At 74.4% G+C, this 17,269-nt stretch carries 15 protein-coding genes and 1 rRNA gene; 8 read left to right on the forward strand and 8 right to left on the reverse strand.

Going from position 1 to position 17,269, the window contains the following annotated elements:
* The 3 genes from rrf to ACIQ87_RS17135 all read left to right on the forward strand — a co-directional run.
* Positions 1–83, forward strand: a 5S ribosomal RNA gene (gene rrf, locus ACIQ87_RS17125); the annotation flags it as partial.
* 191 nt (positions 84–274) lie between these two features.
* A complete protein-coding gene (locus ACIQ87_RS17130) occupies positions 275–682 on the forward strand; it encodes a YciI family protein (protein ID WP_359908576.1) in 408 nt (135 codons plus the stop codon).
* Between the two features lie 8 nt (positions 683–690).
* Positions 691–1,848, forward strand: a complete 1,158-nt coding sequence (locus ACIQ87_RS17135; RefSeq protein ID WP_402407335.1) for an RNA polymerase sigma factor — start codon at positions 691–693, stop codon at positions 1,846–1,848.
* 15 nt (positions 1,849–1,863) lie between these two features.
* Here the strand turns inward: ACIQ87_RS17135 and ACIQ87_RS17140 are convergent, their stop codons facing one another.
* From ACIQ87_RS17140 to ACIQ87_RS17160, 5 genes are all read right to left on the reverse strand, one after another.
* Positions 1,864–3,174 carry a DUF58 domain-containing protein gene (locus ACIQ87_RS17140; RefSeq protein ID WP_402406964.1) on the reverse strand — a complete coding sequence of 437 codons (1,311 nt, stop codon included), beginning with the start codon at positions 3,172–3,174 and terminating at the stop codon, positions 1,864–1,866.
* 109 nt (positions 3,175–3,283) lie between these two features.
* Complete coding sequence (locus tag ACIQ87_RS17145) at positions 3,284–4,294, reverse strand: AAA family ATPase (RefSeq protein ID WP_402406967.1); 1,011 nt, start codon at positions 4,292–4,294, stop codon at positions 3,284–3,286.
* Entirely contained in the window at positions 4,291–5,529 is a 1,239-nt protein-coding gene (locus ACIQ87_RS17150) for a DUF4350 domain-containing protein (RefSeq protein ID WP_402406969.1), read from the reverse strand. Before ACIQ87_RS17150 ends, ACIQ87_RS17145 begins: the two co-directional genes overlap by 4 nt.
* On the reverse strand, positions 5,526–6,257 hold the full coding sequence (locus tag ACIQ87_RS17155) for a DUF4129 domain-containing protein (RefSeq protein ID WP_402406971.1): 732 nt from the start codon (positions 6,255–6,257) through the stop codon (positions 5,526–5,528). The genes ACIQ87_RS17150 and ACIQ87_RS17155 overlap by 4 nt, the downstream gene beginning before the upstream one ends.
* A 5-nt stretch (positions 6,258–6,262) precedes the next feature.
* Positions 6,263–7,444 (reverse strand): glycerophosphoryl diester phosphodiesterase membrane domain-containing protein, encoded by a 1,182-nt coding sequence (locus tag ACIQ87_RS17160; protein ID WP_402406974.1) that lies wholly within the window; start codon positions 7,442–7,444, stop codon positions 6,263–6,265.
* A 298-nt stretch (positions 7,445–7,742) separates the two neighbouring features.
* Here ACIQ87_RS17160 and mtrA point away from each other — a divergent pair, with 298 nt between their 5' ends.
* Genes mtrA through ACIQ87_RS17175 form a run of 3 tightly spaced genes read left to right on the forward strand, consistent with a single transcriptional unit; the run spans position 7,743 to position 12,388 of the window.
* The gene (gene mtrA, locus ACIQ87_RS17165; protein ID WP_030247322.1) at positions 7,743–8,420 is read left to right on the forward strand and encodes an MtrAB system response regulator MtrA; all 678 of its coding nucleotides are present in this window, start codon (positions 7,743–7,745) and stop codon (positions 8,418–8,420) included.
* 1 nt (position 8,421) lies between these two features.
* Positions 8,422–10,527: an MtrAB system histidine kinase MtrB gene (gene mtrB / locus ACIQ87_RS17170; protein WP_402406977.1), complete on the forward strand. Its 2,106-nt coding sequence runs from the start codon at positions 8,422–8,424 to the stop codon at positions 10,525–10,527.
* Positions 10,502–12,388 carry an LpqB family beta-propeller domain-containing protein gene (locus tag ACIQ87_RS17175; protein ID WP_402406978.1) on the forward strand — a complete coding sequence of 629 codons (1,887 nt, stop codon included), beginning with the start codon at positions 10,502–10,504 and terminating at the stop codon, positions 12,386–12,388. Before mtrB ends, ACIQ87_RS17175 begins: the two co-directional genes overlap by 26 nt.
* 106 nt (positions 12,389–12,494) lie before the next feature.
* Here ACIQ87_RS17175 and ACIQ87_RS17180 read toward each other — a convergent pair whose 3' ends face one another.
* Positions 12,495–13,223: a ComF family protein gene (locus ACIQ87_RS17180; protein WP_402406981.1), complete on the reverse strand. Its 729-nt coding sequence runs from the start codon at positions 13,221–13,223 to the stop codon at positions 12,495–12,497.
* Between the two features lie 370 nt (positions 13,224–13,593).
* On the opposite strand from ACIQ87_RS17180, the gene hpf reads away from it, so the two are divergent.
* Together hpf and ACIQ87_RS17190 are read left to right on the forward strand one after the other, a co-directional pair.
* Positions 13,594–14,289, forward strand: a complete 696-nt coding sequence (gene hpf, locus ACIQ87_RS17185; protein WP_402406984.1) for a ribosome hibernation-promoting factor, HPF/YfiA family — start codon at positions 13,594–13,596, stop codon at positions 14,287–14,289.
* 227 nt (positions 14,290–14,516) lie between these two features.
* Positions 14,517–15,269, forward strand: coding sequence for a response regulator (locus ACIQ87_RS17190; RefSeq protein ID WP_402406986.1), 753 nt, complete (start codon positions 14,517–14,519; stop codon positions 15,267–15,269).
* A gap of 50 nt (positions 15,270–15,319) precedes the next feature.
* Here the strand turns inward: ACIQ87_RS17190 and ACIQ87_RS17195 are convergent, their stop codons facing one another.
* Together ACIQ87_RS17195 and ACIQ87_RS17200 are read right to left on the reverse strand one after the other, a co-directional pair.
* Complete coding sequence (locus tag ACIQ87_RS17195; protein ID WP_402406988.1) at positions 15,320–16,528, reverse strand: winged helix-turn-helix domain-containing protein; 1,209 nt, start codon at positions 16,526–16,528, stop codon at positions 15,320–15,322.
* 76 nt (positions 16,529–16,604) lie between these two features.
* Positions 16,605–17,162, reverse strand: a complete 558-nt coding sequence (locus tag ACIQ87_RS17200) for a GNAT family N-acetyltransferase (RefSeq protein ID WP_402406991.1) — start codon at positions 17,160–17,162, stop codon at positions 16,605–16,607.
* Positions 17,163–17,269: the final 107 nt, after the last annotated feature.

Here is a 17,269-nt window from a genome sequence, read left to right on the forward strand (position 1 = left end):
ACATTCCGAACCCGGAAGCTAAGCCTCACAGCGCCGATGGTACTGCAGGGGGGACCCTGTGGGAGAGTAGGACGCCGCCGAACAATTCTTCTGAAAAGCCCCTGATCCATTCGGATCAGGGGCTTTTCGCATTTCCGGACCGGGCCGAACCGGCCCGCGCAGACGGCTGAAAAGATCTTGGCCGGCCATGTCGAGAATCCGTGCCCAGCACCGTCCCCGGGGTGCGAGCGGCCCACAATGGGGCGCACCGGCTCCGAGGACCGAGGAGAAGACGATGGCCAAGTACCTGCTGCTGAAGCACTACCGGGGTGCCCCGGACGCGGTGAACTGCGTGCCGATGGACCAGTGGACGCCGGAGGAGGTCACGGCGCACATCACGTACATGCAGGACTTCGCGGACCGGCTGGAGAAGACCGGCGAGTTCGTCGACGGTCAGGCGCTCGCGCCCGAGGGGACGTGGGTCCGGTACGACGGTGAGGGGCGGCCGCCGGTCACCGACGGTCCGTTCGCCGAGACCAAGGACCTCATCGCCGGCTGGATGGTGATCGACGTGGACAGCTACGAGCGCGCCGTCGAGCTGGCCGGGGAGCTGTCGGCCGCTCCGGGAGCCGGCGGCAAGCCGATCCACGAGTGGCTGGAACTGCGGCCGTTCCTGGCCATGCCGCCGACCATCACGGAGTGACCGCTCCGATGGACGAGGCCCTGCTGAGGAGCCTCACCCCGAGCGTCATCGGCCTCCTTGGCCGCCGCGGAGCAGACTTCGCGGCGGCCGAGGACGCCGTGCAGGAGGCGCTGGTCGAGGCGGTCCGGCTCTGGCCGGCCGAGCAGCCGCGCGATCCCAAGGGTTGGCTGGTCACCGTGGCCTGGCGCAAGTTCCTGGACGCGACCCGATCGGATGCCGCCCGCCGACGCCGGGAGGACCTGGTGGACCGGGAGCCGGAGCCCGGGCCCACGGCCGCCGTGGACGACACGCTGCAGCTCTACTTCCTGTGCGCCCACCCGTCGTTGACGCCCTCCTCGGCGGTGGCGCTGACCCTGCGGGCGGTGGGAGGGCTGACCACCCGCCAGATCGCCCGGGCCTACCTGGTGCCCGAGGCGACCATGGCGCAGCGGATCAGCCGCGCGAAGCGCACCGTCTCCGGCGTCCGGTTCGATCAGCCGGGGGACGTCGCCACCGTGCTCCGGGTCCTCTACCTGGTCTTCAACGAGGGCTACTCCGGGGACGTCGACCTGGCGGCCGAGGCCATCCGGCTCACCCGGCAGCTCGCGGCGGTGATCGACCACCCCGAGGTGGCCGGACTGCTGGCACTGATGCTGCTGCACCATGCCCGGCGGGCGGGCCGGACGGCGCCCGACGGTGCGCTGGTGCCGCTGGCCGCGCAGGACCGCGGCCGGTGGGACACCGGGCTGATCGCCGAGGGCATCGGGATCCTCCAGGCGGCGCTGGCCCGGGACCGGCTGGGCGAGTTCCAGGCCCAGGCGGCCATCGCGGCGCTGCACGCCGACGCGCCGACCGCCGAGGAGACGGACTGGGTGCAGATCGTCGAGTGGTACGACGAGCTCGTCCGGTTGACCGGGAGTCCGGTGGTTCGGCTCAACCGTGTGGTGGCGGTCGGCGAGGCGGACGGGCCGCGCGCCGGGCTGAGGGAGCTCGGGGAGCTGGACGAGACGCTGCCGAGGTACGCGGCGGTGGCGGCGTACCTCCACGAGCGCGACGGGGACCTGGCAGCGGCGGCCCGGTTGTACGCGGAGGCGGCGCACAAGGCGCCCACCCTCGCCGAGCGTGACCATCTGACCCGTCAGGCCGCCCGGCTCAACACGGATCTGAAGGGGCGCCGGACGGGCTGACGGGTGTCGCGGCGGTCAGAGCCGGCCGGCGGCCTTCAGCGCGAGGTAGGTGTCGGCCAGGGCCGGGGCGATCCGGGCCGGCGGGGCGTCGAGCACGGTGACGCCGTGGCGGGTGAGGCGCTCGGCGGTGGCCCGGCGGTCGGCGCGGGTCTGCTCGGCGGCCGCTGCGCCGTAGACCGCCTCCAGGGTGCCCCGCCCGGCGGCGAGGACGTCCAGCTGGGGGTCGGCGACGGAGGCGAGAACGACCTCGTGGCGCTTGGTGAGCATCGGCAGCAGCGGGCGCAGGCCGTCCTCGACGGGGGCCGCGTCGAGGCCGGTGAGCAGCACGATGAGCGAGCGGTGCGGCGCCATCTTGAGTGCGGTGGCGACCAGCGAGCGCATGTCGGTCTCGTGGAGTGCGGGTTCCAGGCCGGCCATCGCGTTGGTGAAGGCGGGCAGCACCTCGTGGGCCGAGCTGCCGGCCACCGCGACGCGCTTGCGGGAGTCGTGGGCGAGCAGGTCGACCCGGTCGCCGGCCCGGGTGGCGAGGGCGGTGAGCAGCAGGGCGGCGTCGAGGGCGGCGTCCAGGCGGGGGGCGTCGCCGACCCGGCCGGCGGAGGTGCGGCCGGTGTCGAGGACGACGAGGATGTGCCGGTCGCGTTCGGGGCGCCAGGTGCGGACGGCGACGGTGTTGCGGCGGGCGCTGGCCCGCCAGTCGATGGAGCGGACGTCGTCGCCGGGCAGGTACTCGCGCAGGGAGTCGAACTCGGTGCCCTGGCCGCGGGTCAGCACCGAGGTGCGGCCGTCGAGTTCGCGCAGCCGGGCGAGCCGGGAGGGCAGGTGCTTGCGGCTGGCGAACGGGGGCAGGGCGCGGACCGTCCAGGGGACGAGGTGCGAGCCCTGGCGGCCGGCCAGGCCGAGCGGGCCGAGCGAGCGGACCGTCACCCGGTGGGCGTGGTGGTCGCCGCGGCGGGTGGGGGTGAGCACGGTGGCGATCCGGCGCCGTTCGCCGCCGGGGAGGGCCAGGGTGTGCCGGGAGGCGGTCTCGGCGGTGCCGGGGCGCCAGGCCGACGGGGCCCAGGCGTCGCGCACCAGGCCCCGGAGCAGCCGGCCGGAGGGGTTGGTGACGGTCAGTTCGACGGTGGCGGGTTCGCCGAGCCGGACGGTGGTGTCGCCGTCCCGCCCGAACCGCAGGCCGCGGACGGGGGCGGCGAGCACCAGGTCGACCGCGACGGCGATCAGCACCGCCCCGGTGACCAGGCCGATCCCGGTCCAGGACGGCAGCAGCAGGCCCACGACGAGCGCGCCGAGTGCGGCGAGCAGGGCGGTTCGCCCGGTGAGGGCCATGCGGTGCGCTCCTTCGGAAGCCCGTGGGTCTGGGACCGGTGAGTCGAAAGTCCGTCGGCCGGAGGGCCGGAACGGGGGCGGTGGTGCGGTGCGGTGGGGTGTGCCCGGGTCAGCGCGGCGCAGGCGTCTGGGCGAGGACGGCCTGGATGACGGAGTCGGCGGTGACGCCCTCCATCTCGGCCTCGGCGCGCAGCGCGACCCGGTGCCGCAGGGTGGGCAGGGCGAGGGCCTTGACGTCGTCCGGGGTGACGTAGTCGCGGCCGGCCAGCCAGGCCCAGGCGCGGGAGGCGGCGAGCAGGGCGGTGGCGCCGCGCGGGGAGACGCCGATGGACAGCGACGGGGACTGCCGGGTGGCCCGGCAGAGGTCGACGATGTAGGCGAGGATCTCGGGGGAGACGGTCAGCCGGGCGATCTGCTCGCGGGCCGCGGTGAGGTGCTCGGGCCCGGCGACCGGGCGGACGCCGGCCGCGCCGAGGTCGCGCGGGTCGAAGCCGGCGGCGTGCCGGGAGAGCACCTGGAACTCCTGGTCGCGGTCGGGCAGCGGCAGGATCAGCTTGAGCAGGAAGCGGTCCAGCTGGGCCTCGGGCAGCGGGTAGGTGCCCTCGTACTCGACCGGGTTCTGGGTCGCGGCGACCAGGAACGGGACGGGCAGCGCGCGCGGTACGCCGTCCACGGTGACCTGGCGTTCCTCCATGGCCTCCAGCAGGGCGGCCTGGGTCTTCGGCGGGGTGCGGTTGATCTCGTCCGCGAGCAGCAGGTTGGTGAAGACCGGGCCGGGCTGGAAGGAGAACTCGGCGGTGCGGGCGTCGTAGACGAGCGAGCCGGTGACGTCGCCGGGCATCAGGTCGGGGGTGAACTGGATGCGCTTGGTCTCCAGGCTGAGCGCGGTGGACAGGGTGCGCACCAGCAGCGTCTTGGCGACGCCGGGGACGCCTTCCAGCAGCACGTGGCCGCCGCAGAGCAGGGCGACGACCAGGCCGGTGACGGCGGCGTCCTGGCCGACCACGGCCTTGCCGATCTCGGCGCGCAGGGCGGTCAGCGCGGCGCGCGGGTCGGTGGCGGGGGTGGCGGGTGCCGTGCCGGGGACGGAGCGCAGCTGGGCGGTTGCCTGGTCGGTCACGGGTTCCGTACCTGCCTTTCGAGGGCGTCGAGGTCGTCGGCGAGCCGCAGCAGCGCGGCGTCGTCGGTCGGGGGCGGGCCGTACAGCAGGGCCCGGACGTCCCCGGCGGGCCGGTCGGGCAGCCGGTCGGCCACGGCGACGCAGAGCGCGTCGGGGTCGGGGGCGCCGGCCCGGAGCGGGACGCCCAGGGCGGGGGCGAGGCGGTGGGCGGTGGCGCAGCGCAGGGCCTCGGCGGCGCGGCCGCGGGCCTTGGCCCGGCGGTACAGGCGGGCGCGGCCCTCGGTGGTCTCGGCGGCGCGGACCACCACGGGCAGGTTCTCGCTGACCACCGGGCCGAGCCGGCGGCCGCGCCAGAGGGCGGCGAGCACGGCGGCGACGGCGAGCTGGCGGGTGGCCCAGCCCCAGCCGCTCGGCAGGTAGTCCTCGAAGGTCCTGGTGCGGGCGCCGTCGGGGACGGGGGCGGAGTAGTCGGGCAGGTGCCAGGTGAGGCGGGGCTGGGAGCCGAGCAGGCCGAGTGCGAGGGAGGCGTCGCCGTCCTTGGCCAGTTCGCTGTTGTGCAGGAAGCTGCCGCTGCCGAGCACGATGACGTCGCGGTCGCCGTCGGCGGCCGGGAGGCTGACCAGCGGGTAGCCGTGGCCGCGCGGGTAGCAGCCCTCGCCGCGGCTGCCGCTGGTGTAGAGCATGCCGCCCTGCTGGGCGCTGCCGGCCCGGACGGCCTCGGTGAGCGAGCACTCCGCGGGGGTGGAGCGGACGGCGGCGTACGGCGGTCCGCCCGCGTCGTCGGACAGCCGGATGCCGGGGGCGAGCGTGGTGAGCGCGGCCGGGCCGGGGGCGACCAGCACCAGCCGCCGGTGCCGGGCGGCGGCGACGGCGCGCAGCTGGGCGGGGCTGAGCAGGTCGGGCTCGGGCAGGACCAGGGTGTCCTGGCCGGCCGGGGCGGTGGTCGGGTCGGCGGTGAGTTCGGTCGTGAGGCCCTGGCGTTCGAGCAGGGCGACGGCGGCGTGGGCGCCGTCGCGGTCGTACGAGCGCGGGTCCAGCGGCGGGTAGCGGCGGTCCTCGCCGAGGCTGGACACGGCGGCGGCGCCGATCAGCAGGGCGGCGAGGACGGCCAGGTACCAGCGGGAGCGGCGCCACAGGCCGCGCGCGGTGGGGGCGAGGCTGGTCGGGGCGTCGGCGGGCGCTCCGGGGGCGGCGGTTCCGGGGGCGGGTGGTGCGGCGGGGACGGTGCCGGTCATGCCGCTCCTCCCGGGGTCGAGACCGGGGCCGGGGCCGGGGCCGGGGTCGACGCGGAGCCGGGGGCGCCGGCGGCGTCGGGGGTGAGGACCGGGCGGGTGCGCTCCAGCGTCCGGTCGAGTTCGTGCAGCAGCCGGTACGCGGCCTGGTCGGCGGTGCGCTCGCCGTACGCGATGTCGTCGAAGGTCCGGGCGGCCGCGGCCAGCGCGGCGGCGTGCTCGGGCAGTGCCCGGCCGGCCTCGGCGGCGGCCTCGTCGGCGGTGCGGCCGGGGCGGGTGTCGAGCAGGGTGCGCTCCTCCAGGGCGCGCACCAGGGCGCGCATCTGCTCGCGGACGGCCTCGGTCCAGCGTCCGGCGGCGGCGTGTGCGGCGGCGTCGGCCCGGTACTGGTCGGCGCTGCGCGGGCCGTCGGTGCCGTACACGTCCTGGACGGTGCGGGCGGCGCGGCGGGGCGCGCCGAGGCGCCACCAGAGCGCGGCGCCGATCAGCACCGCGACGATCAGGAAGAGGACCAGTCCGGTGGTGCCGGTGGCGCCGCCGCCGGAGATGCTGTCGAGCGCCCTGGCGATGTGGTCGTAGAACCAGTCCGTGATCCGCTTCAGTACGGACGGGTCGTGCTTGTGGTACTCCGCGTCGAGCAGCTCGTCGCGGGCGGCCTCGCGCGCCGGGTCCCGTGGCACGGTGACCGGTGCGCCGCCCGCGGCGAGGAGCCCTTCCCCCCAGTCAGGCATCCGGCTCAGCGCCTCGCCAGGCTCGGGTCGCCCGGTCCGCCCCGGCCGGTGCCGTCGTGCTCGGGCAGGCCGGCCGCGCGGGCGAGCTCGATGTCCAGGGCCTCGCGGCGGATCCGCTGGTCGATGTAGACCAGCACGCCGACGGCGGCGATGAACGGGGTGGTGAAGGTGCCGGCGATGATCCCGGCGACCGCGAGCAGCAGCACCATGGCGATGCTGCGGTCGGCGCTGTCGGGCAGGCCCTGGTCGTTGAGGCTCTCGAAGCCCAGCGCCAGGCCGAGGAACTGGAACGGGACCACGACGACCATCGCGACGACGAGCGCCAGCACGTGGCCCAGCAGGTTGATGCCGAGGACCCGCCACCAGGCGCCGCGGACCAGGCGCCACGAGCGCGACAGCGCCGTCAGCACGCCCTGCTTCTCCAGCATCAGGGCGGGGGCGGCGAGGCTGAAGCGCATGTAGAGCCAGACGGCGACCGGCACGGTCAGCAGGCCGACCAGGGTGAGCAGGCCGACGATCGCGGGGGTGTCCTGGCCGGCGGCGAGGTAGCCGAGCAGCGGGGTGAAGCCGAGCAGCGCCACGCCGGGGCCGATCAGCGCGGTCAGCACGGTCAGCCCGAGCAGCTGCAGGATCCGGGGACGGGCGTCGCTCCAGGCCTCCCCGGCGGTCACCGACCGGCCGAGGACGGCGCGGCTGACCACGATGGTGAGCAGCGCGGTGGCGATCACGTTGAGCAGCAGTTCCAGCGGCAGGCCGGCCAGCAGTCGCAGGCTCTGGGTGGCCTCGCCGGTCTTGCCCTTGACCAGCAGGTTGACCAGGACGTTGCCGGCCTGGGCGACCACGGCGAGGCCGAGCGAGAGCGCGAGCGCGGTGCGCCAGTGCCGGCGCACGGTGGTGACGGCACCGTCCAGCAGCTCGCCGAAGCTCAGCGGGCGCAGCGGGATGACGCCGGGCTTGGGGCTGGCCGGGGCGCCCCAGCCGTACGGGCGGTGGCCGCCGGGAGGCTGCTGCCCCCACTGCTGCCCCCACTGCGGTCCTGGGGTGCCGGCCGGGCCGGTCCAGCCGGGGGTGGCCTGCGGTGGTGCCGACGGCCCGGGCACGGCGGCGGGCGCGTCGGCCGGGGGCCGGGCGTCGTCGCGGGGCGGCTCGGACGAGCTGGGCGAGGCCCAGCCCGGGGTGTCGGTCATCACTGCTCCTCGGAGGGCGTCACGGGCGCGACTGCGAACGGATCTTCCGCCCGCGCGCAGCGCCCATCGTGCCATGGGGCCGGAATCCGGCCCCATGGCGATCCGGTTGCTGATCGGCAACGGTCCTCCGGGCCGTGCCGGGTGGGGGGCCGTGGCGGTCCCGGCGAGGGGCCACGGGCGGTCCCGGCGGGCACATTCGCCCGGTATGGCCGGAATGCACCGGTGGGGGAGTTGGCCGTTCTGGAGCATTGGTACTGCTGTGCGGCAGGTCACAATCCGGTAATGAGAAGATGGACGCATGAAGGGACGCGTCCTCGTCGTTGATGACGACTCCGCACTGGCCGAGATGCTCGGTATCGTGCTGCGTGGTGAGGGTTTTGAGCCGTTTTTCGTCGCGGATGGGGACAGGGCGCTGGCAGCGTTCAGGGAGACCAAGCCCGACCTCGTCCTGCTCGACCTGATGCTGCCCGGCCGGGACGGCATCGACGTGTGCCGACAGATCCGGGCGGAGTCCGGCATCCCGATCGTGATGCTGACCGCGAAGACCGACACGGTCGACGTCGTGGTGGGTCTGGAGTCGGGCGCCGACGACTACGTCACCAAGCCGTTCAAGCCCAAGGAGCTGGTGGCCCGGGTTCGCGCCCGGCTGCGCCGCGCCGAGGAGCCCACGCCCGAGCAGCTGACCATCGGCGACCTGGTGATCGACGTGGCCGGCCACTCGGTGAAGCGGGACGGCCGGGGCATCCCGCTGACCCCGCTGGAGTTCGACCTGCTGGTCGCGCTGGCCCGCAAGCCCTGGCAGGTGTTCACCCGCGAGGTGCTGCTGGAGCAGGTCTGGGGCTACCGCCACGCGGCGGACACCCGCCTGGTCAACGTCCACGTGCAGCGACTGCGGTCCAAGATCGAGAAGGACCCGGAGCGCCCCGAGATCGTGGTGACCGTCCGCGGCGTCGGCTACAAGGCCGGACCCAGCTGACGTGACGGACCGGGCAGACGACACCCCGTCGGGTTCCGCGACCGACGGGGCCGGGGCCGTGCGCGGTGACGTGCTGAGTTCGACCACCCGCCGCCGAGGCGGTCCTTCCGCGGTGGCCGCACTGGTGAAGCGTCAGCTGCGCCGCCCCACGCACCGGGTGGCCGCGCTGTACCGCCGGTCGATCCAGCTGCGCGTGGTCGCGGTGTCCCTGCTGGCGTCCATCGCGGTCGTCGTGGTGCTCGGCGTGGTCGTGGTGGCGCAGGTGCGCAACGGACTGCTCGGCACCAAGACGGACGCCGCCCGCGCGCAGGCCCGGATCGGCTTCCAGGTCGAGCAGAAGAAGATCGACGAGGCCAACGACCAGAAGCTGCGGGGCACCGCGGACCCGACGGTCGGCGAGGTCGGCACCTGGCTGCTGCGGCAGGTCAACGACCTGGCCGGGAGCGGGCAGACGGTCTACTCGGTGATCGCGATGGCCCCCGGCACCGGCGCCGTCGTCCCCGATACCGCGGGCTTCGCGCCGCGCTACTCGGGCGACATCCAGCCCAGCAGCATCCCGGACTCCCTGCGGGCCAAGCTGCTCGCCGAGCCCAACCAGATGTTCGACCAGCCGACCCGGATCTACCGATCGCCCGGGAGCGACGTCAAGTCCGAGCCCGGGCTGGCCCTCGGCATGCAGTTCGACGGCCCGGCCGGGACGCCGTACCAGATGTTCTACGTGTTCTCCTTCGGCCAGGAGACCGACACCCTCAACCTGGTCACCGGCACCCTGGCCACCGCCGGGGTGTTCGTGGTGATCCTGATGGGCGGCATCGCCTGGGTCGTGGTGCGCCAGGTGGTCACCCCGGTCCGGATGGCCGCAGGGATCTCCGAGCGGCTCGCCGACGGCCACCTGGAAGAGCGGATGAAGGTCACCGGGACGGACGACATCGCCCGCCTCGGGGAGTCCTTCAACCGGATGGCCAACGCCCTCCAGGCGCAGATCCGCCAGCTGGAGGAACTGTCCCGGGTGCAGCGGCGGTTCGTCTCGGACGTCTCGCACGAGCTGCGCACCCCGCTGACCACGGTCCGGATGGCCGCGGACCTCATCTACGACAGCCGCGAGGACCTGGACCCGATGGCGGCCCGCTCGGCGGAGCTGCTGCAGGGCCAGCTGGACCGCTTCGAGTCGCTGCTCGCCGACCTGCTGGAGATCAGCCGCTTCGACGCCGGCGCCGCGATCCTGGACGCCGAGCCGGTCGACCTGCGCGAGATCGTCGCCCGGGTGGTCGAGGCCGCCGACCCGCTGGCGCAGGCCAAGGGCAGCGCCGTGGTGATCCGCGGCGACGGCGAGCCGGTGCTGGCCGAGGTGGACTCCCGCCGGATCGAGCGGATCCTGCGCAACCTGGTGGTCAACGCCCTGGAGCACGGCGAGGGCCGCGACGTGGTGGTCCGGCTGGGTTCGGCGGACGGCGCGGTCGCGGTCGGCGTGCGCGACTACGGCATCGGCCTCAAGCCGGGCGAGGCGTCCCGGGTGTTCCACCGCTTCTGGCGGGCCGACCCGTCCCGGGTGCGGACCACCGGCGGCACCGGCCTCGGCCTGTCCATCGCCGTCGAGGACGCCCACCTGCACGGCGGCTGGCTCCAGGCCTGGGGCGAGCCCGGTGGCGGCTCGCACTTCCGGCTCACCCTGCCGCGCACCCGCGGCGGCGAGATCACCCGGGCGCCGTTCCGGCTGGAGCCGGAGGACTCCCGCAACAACCGGGGGCTGGGCGCGCAGGGCACGCCGTACCGGCGGGCGATCAGCCCGTCCGGCGCCACGGCGTCGGCCGCCGTCGACGAGCAGGCGGAGACGCCGGAGAGCGCCGGCAGCGGCCTCGGCAGCGGGCTCGGCGGGGTGCTGAACATCGGCCCCGGGCTGGGCCGGCGCCGGCTGCCCGAGGGGCCGCGTTCGGACCCCTCGGACGTGCGGACGGCCGCCGGGTACGGGGCCACCGGCGCCCAGGTCATGGTGGACCCGACGGCCGGGCGGCCGTCGGTGGCGCAGCGGACGGCGGAGCCGGACGTGACGGGCGGGACGACGGACGCGGAGGGGTCGCAGCGTGCGAAGGACGAGCAACAGGACTGAGCCGCGGCTCATCGCGGCGGTCGGCGGGCTGCTCGGCGCCCTGGTGGCGAGCGGCTGCGCGGCGATGCCGGATTCCGGCGGCATCACCAAGGTGGAGCTGTCCCAGGGCTCGGCGGACAAGAACCTCCAGGCCCGGGTCTACCCGGTGGCGCCCGGGAAGGGCGCCAAGCCGCGCGAGCTGCTGACCGGGTTCCTGGACGCGGTGACCGCCGACGAGGGGTACGACACCGCGCGCAAGTACCTCACCGAGAGCGCCGCCGCGGAGTGGAAGCCGGAGGCGGAGCTCCGGGTGCTCTCGTCCACGACCATCCCGGACTTCCCCGACGTCACCGACGCGGACACGGTCTCGGTGTCGGTGACCGGGCTGTTGGTCGCCGGCGTCGACGAGAAGCACTCGTTCGATCTGGTCACCGGGCAGAACAACGTCTCGTCGCCCTTCACCTTCGTCCGGAAGGACGGCGAGTGGCGGATCGACAAGCTGCCGCCCGGCGTGATCATGAACGAGACCAATTTCCGGAACAGCTTCCGGCAGGTCGAGCGGTTCTTCTACACCACGCCCGATCCGTCGGCGGTGGCCTCCGGGAACGCCGGCCAGGAGGTGCTGGTCGCCGACCCGATCTACCTGCGGCGCCGTACGGACCCGCTGACCTCGGCGGCCCAGGCGGTGGCCGACGGGCCCTCGACGTGGCTCTCGCAGGCGGTCCGGACGGCGTTCCCGAGCGGTGTCCGGGTCGAGCGGGTGACCATCGACGACAGCAAGACCGCCCATGTGCAGCTCGGCTCGACCGACCTCGGCGAGACGGCGGCCTGCCGGCGGATGGCGAACCAGCTCTTCTACACCCTCGCCGACCAGGGCAAGGGCCTCGACAAGCTGGAGCTGAAGGGGCAGCGCGGTTCCTGCACCGTCCGCCGTGGCGAGGAGCCGCTCGTCGGCCCCGGTGCCCTGGTCGGGCCGTCGTCCGCGACGCAGTACTACCAGCGTGCCGACGGCGCCCTGGTGGCGACCGACGAGGGACGCCCCGGAGACCCGGTCCGCGGGATCCTCGGCAAGCCTCAGTCGAACACCAAGCCGCCGCTCGGCGCCTTCGCGGTCAGCCGCAGCGGCACCCAGGCGGCGGCGATCAGCGAGGACGGCCACCAGGTCTACTCGCTGCCGCTGTCGGACAGCACGGTGGCCATGGGCGAGCCGGTGCTCACCTCGCCGGCCAAGGGCGGCGACAAGGAGGACGGCTTCGCCTCGCCCAGCTGGGACGGCCGCGGCGACCTCTGGGTGGTGGACCGCAACAAGCAGGGGCCCCGGGTGGTGATGGTGCGCGGCGCCAAGTCGTACACCGTGCCGGTCGAGGGGCTGCTGACCGGGCAGACCGTGCAGGGGATGAAGATCGCCTCGGACGGTGTCCGGGTCGCCCTGGTGGTCAAGACCCCGGGGGTGACCAGCCGCTCGCTGCGGTTCGGACTCGTGGTGCACGGCGGCACCCCGCAGGCGCCCACCGTGAAGATCACCGGGCTGCGCCAGGCCGCTCTCACGCTCACCGACGTCGCCTCGGTGTCCTGGGCGGAGGCCGACCAGCTGGTGGTGCTCGGCAAGGAGGCCGACCGGACCCAGCAGCTGTACTACATCAGCACCGACGGCTCGCAGAGCACGGACGCCCAGCTGCAGAGCGCCGAGACCATGCTGAGCGTCGCGGCCTCGGAGTCCCGGGCGGACAGCCTGACCCAGACGCCGCCGGTGCTCGCGATGGGCGAGGTCAAGCAGACGGACGGCAAGCCGAGCGAGCTCAAGGCGTTCCGCCTGGTCAACCACCAGTGGCGGGAAGCCTCGCTGATCGACAAGCCCCGGTCCTTCCTCTACGCGGGCTGACGGCGCGCGCGGGCCGATGACGCGCCCTGCCGATGACGCGCCCTGCTGACGGCGCGTCCGGGAGGGGCCGCCGGCTCGCCCGGGCGCGCCGCGGCGGCGGTGGCGGTCAGCCGGCCGGGTGCACGGTGGCCGCGACCGTGGCGCCGGCCCGGGCCGGCAGCCCGGCGTCGGCCAGTGCCCGGGCGGCCTCGGCGAGGCTGGCGCCGGTGGTCACCAGGTCGTCCACCAGCACCGGGTGACGGCCGGCCAGGCCCGTCGGTCCGGTCCGGGCGCGCGGCAGCACGGTGAGCGCGCCGTGCAGGTTGCGGCGCCGCTCGGCCGCGTTCAGCCCGGTCTGGTCGGCCACCGGCCGGGCGTGCCGCAGCAGCGGGGCGGCCCGGACGTCCAGGCCGGCCCGGCGCAGCGAGCGGGCGGCCGCCCCGGCCAGCCGCAGTGTCGGATCGTGCCCGCGGGCGCGGACGGCCGAGCGCGCCGAGGGCATCGGGACAAGCAGCAGCGGAGCGGCCCCGGCCCGCGCGCCCAGGGCGGAGCGCACCGCCCGGCCGAGGGCCTCGCCGAGCGGCCCGGCCAGCCGTAGCGCGCCGCGCTCCTTGTGGGCGAGCAGCAACTGACGGACCGGGTCGGTGTACGGCGCGGCCGCGTGCGCCCAGGGCAGCAGGGTGGGGGCGGGCCGGGCGGTGGCCAGCGCGAACCGGCAGGCCGGGCAGAGCTGGGTGCGTTCGCTGCCGCAGCCGGCGCAGTCCGCGGGCAGCAGGACGTCCAGCAGCCCGGCCAGTGCGTGACCGAACGGCCCTTGGGCGGACGGCGGACGGGTGGGGGCGGGGGGCGGCGGCACGGCTGCTCCTGGCGGCGGCAGACACGGAGAGTCAGCACACAATGCGCCGTATGGGGGGCGTTGTCCAGGTATTTACCCATACTTCATCCGCCAGAGGGTAGACAGGGTGCACCAGCTTGACCGCCCGACCGCATTATCGGGTCATACCCTCCTTATCGGCTGAGGAGGCGAAAAACCCGTGTGAGGTGTTCGATAAGGCCCAGGGGGTTTCAACCGTCCCTGGTGGGGAGGAAGTGAGGTGAGGGCCAGTCGTTTCCCGCCGCTGGCGGCGGGGGGCGGGGGGCCGGCAGTGGATGGGCTGGTCCAGCTGGGTCTCAGTCCGGTCCGGTAGCACCCGGATCGGCGTCAGCACGAGGGATCGGAGTTCTGCGTGGACATCGTCGTCAAGGGCCGCAAGACCGAGGTGCCCAAGAGGTTCCGCGAGCACGTGGCCGAGAAGCTGGAGAAGGTCCAGAAGTTCGACGCCAAGGCCATCAGCCTCGACGTCGAGGTGTCCAAGGAGCACAACCCGCGGCAGGCCGACCGCTCCGATCGGGTGGAGATCACTCTCCGCAGCCGCGGCCCCGTGATCCGGGCCGAAGCCGCCGCCGGTGACCCGTACGCGGCGCTCGACCTGGCCTCGGCGAAGCTCGACGCGCAGCTGCGCAAGTCCGCGGACCGGCGTCGGGTGCACAAGGGCGGCGCGAACGGCCGCACCCCGATCAGCGTCGCCGAGGCGACCGCGGCCCTGGCCGCGCTGCCGGACACGACGGCGCCGGAGGGCGAGACGAACGGCGCCGTCCGCAAGACCATGATGGGATCCCTGGAAGTGGAGGGCGAAGGCCCGCTGGTGGTCCGGGAGAAGACGCACCCGGCCGCCCCCATGGCGCTGGACCAGGCGCTCTACGAGATGGAGCTGGTCGGCCACGACTTCTACCTCTTCGTGGAGAAGGACAGCGGCCTGCCGAGCGTGGTCTACCGCCGGCACGGTTACCACTACGGCGTCATCCACCTGCAGACCGACCTCGCGGCCGGGCCGGGCGGCGGGGCGGGCGGGGCGATCGGCGGGTCCGACGAGGAGGACTGACCATCCGGGAAGCGATGGAGGGGTGACCCCGGCGGCCATGGCCGCCGGGGTCACCGGCGTTCTGGGGGTGGGTGGTTCGGGCGTCCGGGGAGGGGCGTCGCGAACGGGGCCGCGTCCCCGGACGCGGGGGTCACCCGATGCGGGGGAATCGGCATCGGAGGGTGACCGTGGCGGTGTCGGAGCGTGGAATGATTGGCGCACTACGACCCGCGAAGGGGGAGGAGCGGATGGGGGATCACTTCGGGCTGGGGCCCGGGGCCGGGCCAGGGCTGCCGTCGGGGGTGGAGGACGAGCCCGCGTACGAGCCGCACCGGGGTGAGCCGATCCGCGTGCTGGTGGTGGACGACCACGCGCTGTTCCGCCGGGGGCTGGAGATCGTTCTCGCGGAGGAGCCGGACATCAAGGTCGTCGGCGAGGCGGGGGACGGTGCGGAGGCCGTGCTGAAGGCCGCCGACCTGCTGCCCGACATCATCCTCATGGACGTCCGGATGCCGCGCCGCAGCGGGATCGAGGCCTGTACGGCGATCAAGGACGTGGCGCCCAGCACCAAGATCATCATGTTGACGATAAGCGACGAGGAGGCCGACCTCTACGAGGCGATCAAGGCCGGGGCCACCGGTTACCTGCTCAAGGAGATCTCCACCGACGAGGTCGCCACCGCGATCCGCGCGGTCGCCGACGGGCAGTCGCAGATCAGCCCCTCGATGGCCTCCAAGCTGCTCACCGAGTTCAAGTCGATGATCCAGCGCCGCTCCGACGACCGGGATCTGGTGCCCGCGCCCCGGCTCACCGATCGCGAGCTGGAGGTGCTCAAGCTGGTGGCCACCGGCATGAACAACCGGGAGATCGCCAAGGAGCTGTTCATCAGCGAGAACACCGTGAAGAACCACGTCCGCAACATCCTGGAGAAGCTCCAGCTGCACTCCCGGATGGAGGCCGTGGTGTACGCGATGCGGGAGAAGATCCTCGAAATAGGGTGAAGCGGGCGGGACTTGGGGGCTGCCCGGCGGTCCCGGCAGTCCCGGCGGTCCTAGCGGTCCGCCAGCAGTTTCTCCAGGGCGGGGCGCAGCCGTTCGTCGTGCAGCGCCCCGACCCGCACCTCGTCGCAGCCGACCCAGGAGGCCGCCTCGCGCAGGGCCGTCGCGAGTGCCTCGAGGTGCCGGGCGCCGCTACCCCGGCCGTCCAGCGAGACCTGCCGGGCGACCAGGGTGCGCCCCTCGCGGGCCGGGTCGACCCGGCCGACCAGCCGGCCGCCGGTCAGCAGCGGCATCGCGAAGTAGCCGTGCACCCGCTTGTGCTTGGGCGTGTAGGCCTCCAGCCGGTGTGTCATGCCGAAGATCCGCTCGGTGCGGGGGCGGTCCCAGACCAGCGAGTCGAACGGCGAGAGCAGCGTGGTGCGGTGGCGCCCGCGCGGGGCGGTGGCGAGGGCGGTTGGGTCGGCCCAGGCCGGGGCCGGGGCGCCGTCCGGGCCCCAGCCGGCCACCTCGACCGGGACGAGCCCGCAGTCGGCGAGCACCGGGTCCAACTGCTCGGCGCGCAGCCGGTGGTAGTCCAGCAGATCGGCCCGGGTGGCCACGCCGAGGGCGGCGCCGGCCTGGGCGGCCAGGGTGCGCACGCACTCCTCGTCGGACCGGTCCTGGCCGAACAGGGCGTCCGGGACGGCCTGTTCGGCCAGTGCGTAGACCCGCTTCCAGCTCCGGCGCTCGGTGCAGACCACCTCGCCGAAGGCCAGCGCCCGCTCGACCGCGATCTTGGTGTCGGACCAGTCCCACCACTCGGCCGTCTTCTTGGCCCCGCCCAGCTCGGTGGAGGTCAACGGCCCCTCGGCCCGCAGCTTGTCGAGCACGGCGCGGTACGTCCCGGGCTCGACCCGGCCGCCCCAGAGGTGGCCGCGGTCGCGGTAGCGGCGGCGCCGGAAGGCGAACAGCGGCCACTCCTCGACCGGCAGGATGCAGGCCGCGTGCGACCAGTACTCGAAGGTCGTGCCGCCGCCCCAGTACGCCGCCTCGACGGCCGGGCGGCCGACCGCGCCGAGCCGGGCGTACGGCACCAGCTCGTGCGAGCGGGCCAGCACCGAGATGGTGTCCAGCTGGACGGCGCCCAGGTGCCGCAGCACCCCGCGCACCCCGCTGCGGCGGTCGGGCGCGCCCAGCAGGCCCTGGGCGCGCAGGGCGATCCGGCGGGCGTCGTCCGCGCTGAGCACGGCGACGGGGGCGGGGCGGGGGGCTGCGGCGGTCATGCCGGCGAGCGTAGCCCGGGGTACTGACAGCGCGGACCCGGATCGGGCCGAGGGGCGTGGGCCGCGGGCAGCGGGCTCAGCCCAGGTCGGAGGGCAGCAGGGAGGCGATCCAGGAGTCGTGGAAGACGCCGCGCTGCTCCGCGTACGAGCGCAGGGTGCCCTCGAAGCGGTAGCCGGCCTTCCCGGCGACCGCGCGGGAGCCCTCGTTGCCGACGTAGGCCATCCACTCCAGGCGGCGCAGGCCGAGCTCCCGCAGGCCGAAGCGGGAGACGGCGCGGGCGGCCTCGGTGGTGTAGCCGCGGCCGCGGAACTCCTTCACGGCCCACCAGCCGATCTCGGCGCAGCCCGGGTCCTGGGGGCGCAGGACGAGGCCCTGGGAGCCGACCAGAGCGCCGGACTCGCGCTCGAACACGCACCAGATCCGGTTCGCTCCGGTGCGCCAGCCGTCGATCGCGAGATCGCGCACGAAGAACTCCGCGTCCTCGCGCCGGTACGGCGACGGGACGACCGTCCAGCGCTGGATCTCGGGATCCTGGCAGGCGGCGAAGACCGCGTCGATGTCGGATTCCCGCGGGGCCCGCAGGATGAGCCGCTCGGTGGTGAGGGTGACCGCTCCGGTACTGGTTTCTTCCATGAACGGATTATTCTCCGGTGCCGGAAAGCGGGCATCCGAATATCCGGCCGGTTCCGCGGGCGGCCAACTCTCCGGCCCATCGACCGTTTTGTCCCGGTGAACGGTGC

Origin of the sequence: Kitasatospora sp. NPDC096204 (genome assembly GCF_044763205.1) — a bacterium.
In the GTDB taxonomy this organism is placed as follows: domain Bacteria; phylum Actinomycetota; class Actinomycetes; order Streptomycetales; family Streptomycetaceae; genus Kitasatospora.

Coding starts and splice junctions, on each gene's coding strand:
- ACIQ87_RS17190 (WP_402406986.1), top strand. CDS start 14,517: ATGGGGGATCACTTCGGGCTGGGGCCCGGGGCCGGGCCAGGGCTGCCG.
- ACIQ87_RS17160 (WP_402406974.1), bottom strand. CDS start 7,444: ATGACCGACACCCCGGGCTGGGCCTCGCCCAGCTCGTCCGAGCCGCCC.
- mtrA (WP_030247322.1), top strand. CDS start 7,743: ATGAAGGGACGCGTCCTCGTCGTTGATGACGACTCCGCACTGGCCGAG.
- ACIQ87_RS17135 (WP_402407335.1), top strand. CDS start 691: ATGGACGAGGCCCTGCTGAGGAGCCTCACCCCGAGCGTCATCGGCCTC.
- ACIQ87_RS17155 (WP_402406971.1), bottom strand. CDS start 6,257: ATGCCTGACTGGGGGGAAGGGCTCCTCGCCGCGGGCGGCGCACCGGTC.
- ACIQ87_RS17200 (WP_402406991.1), bottom strand. CDS start 17,162: ATGGAAGAAACCAGTACCGGAGCGGTCACCCTCACCACCGAGCGGCTC.
- ACIQ87_RS17150 (WP_402406969.1), bottom strand. CDS start 5,529: ATGACCGGCACCGTCCCCGCCGCACCACCCGCCCCCGGAACCGCCGCC.
- ACIQ87_RS17130 (WP_359908576.1), top strand. CDS start 275: ATGGCCAAGTACCTGCTGCTGAAGCACTACCGGGGTGCCCCGGACGCG.
- ACIQ87_RS17140 (WP_402406964.1), bottom strand. CDS start 3,174: ATGGCCCTCACCGGGCGAACCGCCCTGCTCGCCGCACTCGGCGCGCTC.
- ACIQ87_RS17195 (WP_402406988.1), bottom strand. CDS start 16,528: ATGACCGCCGCAGCCCCCCGCCCCGCCCCCGTCGCCGTGCTCAGCGCG.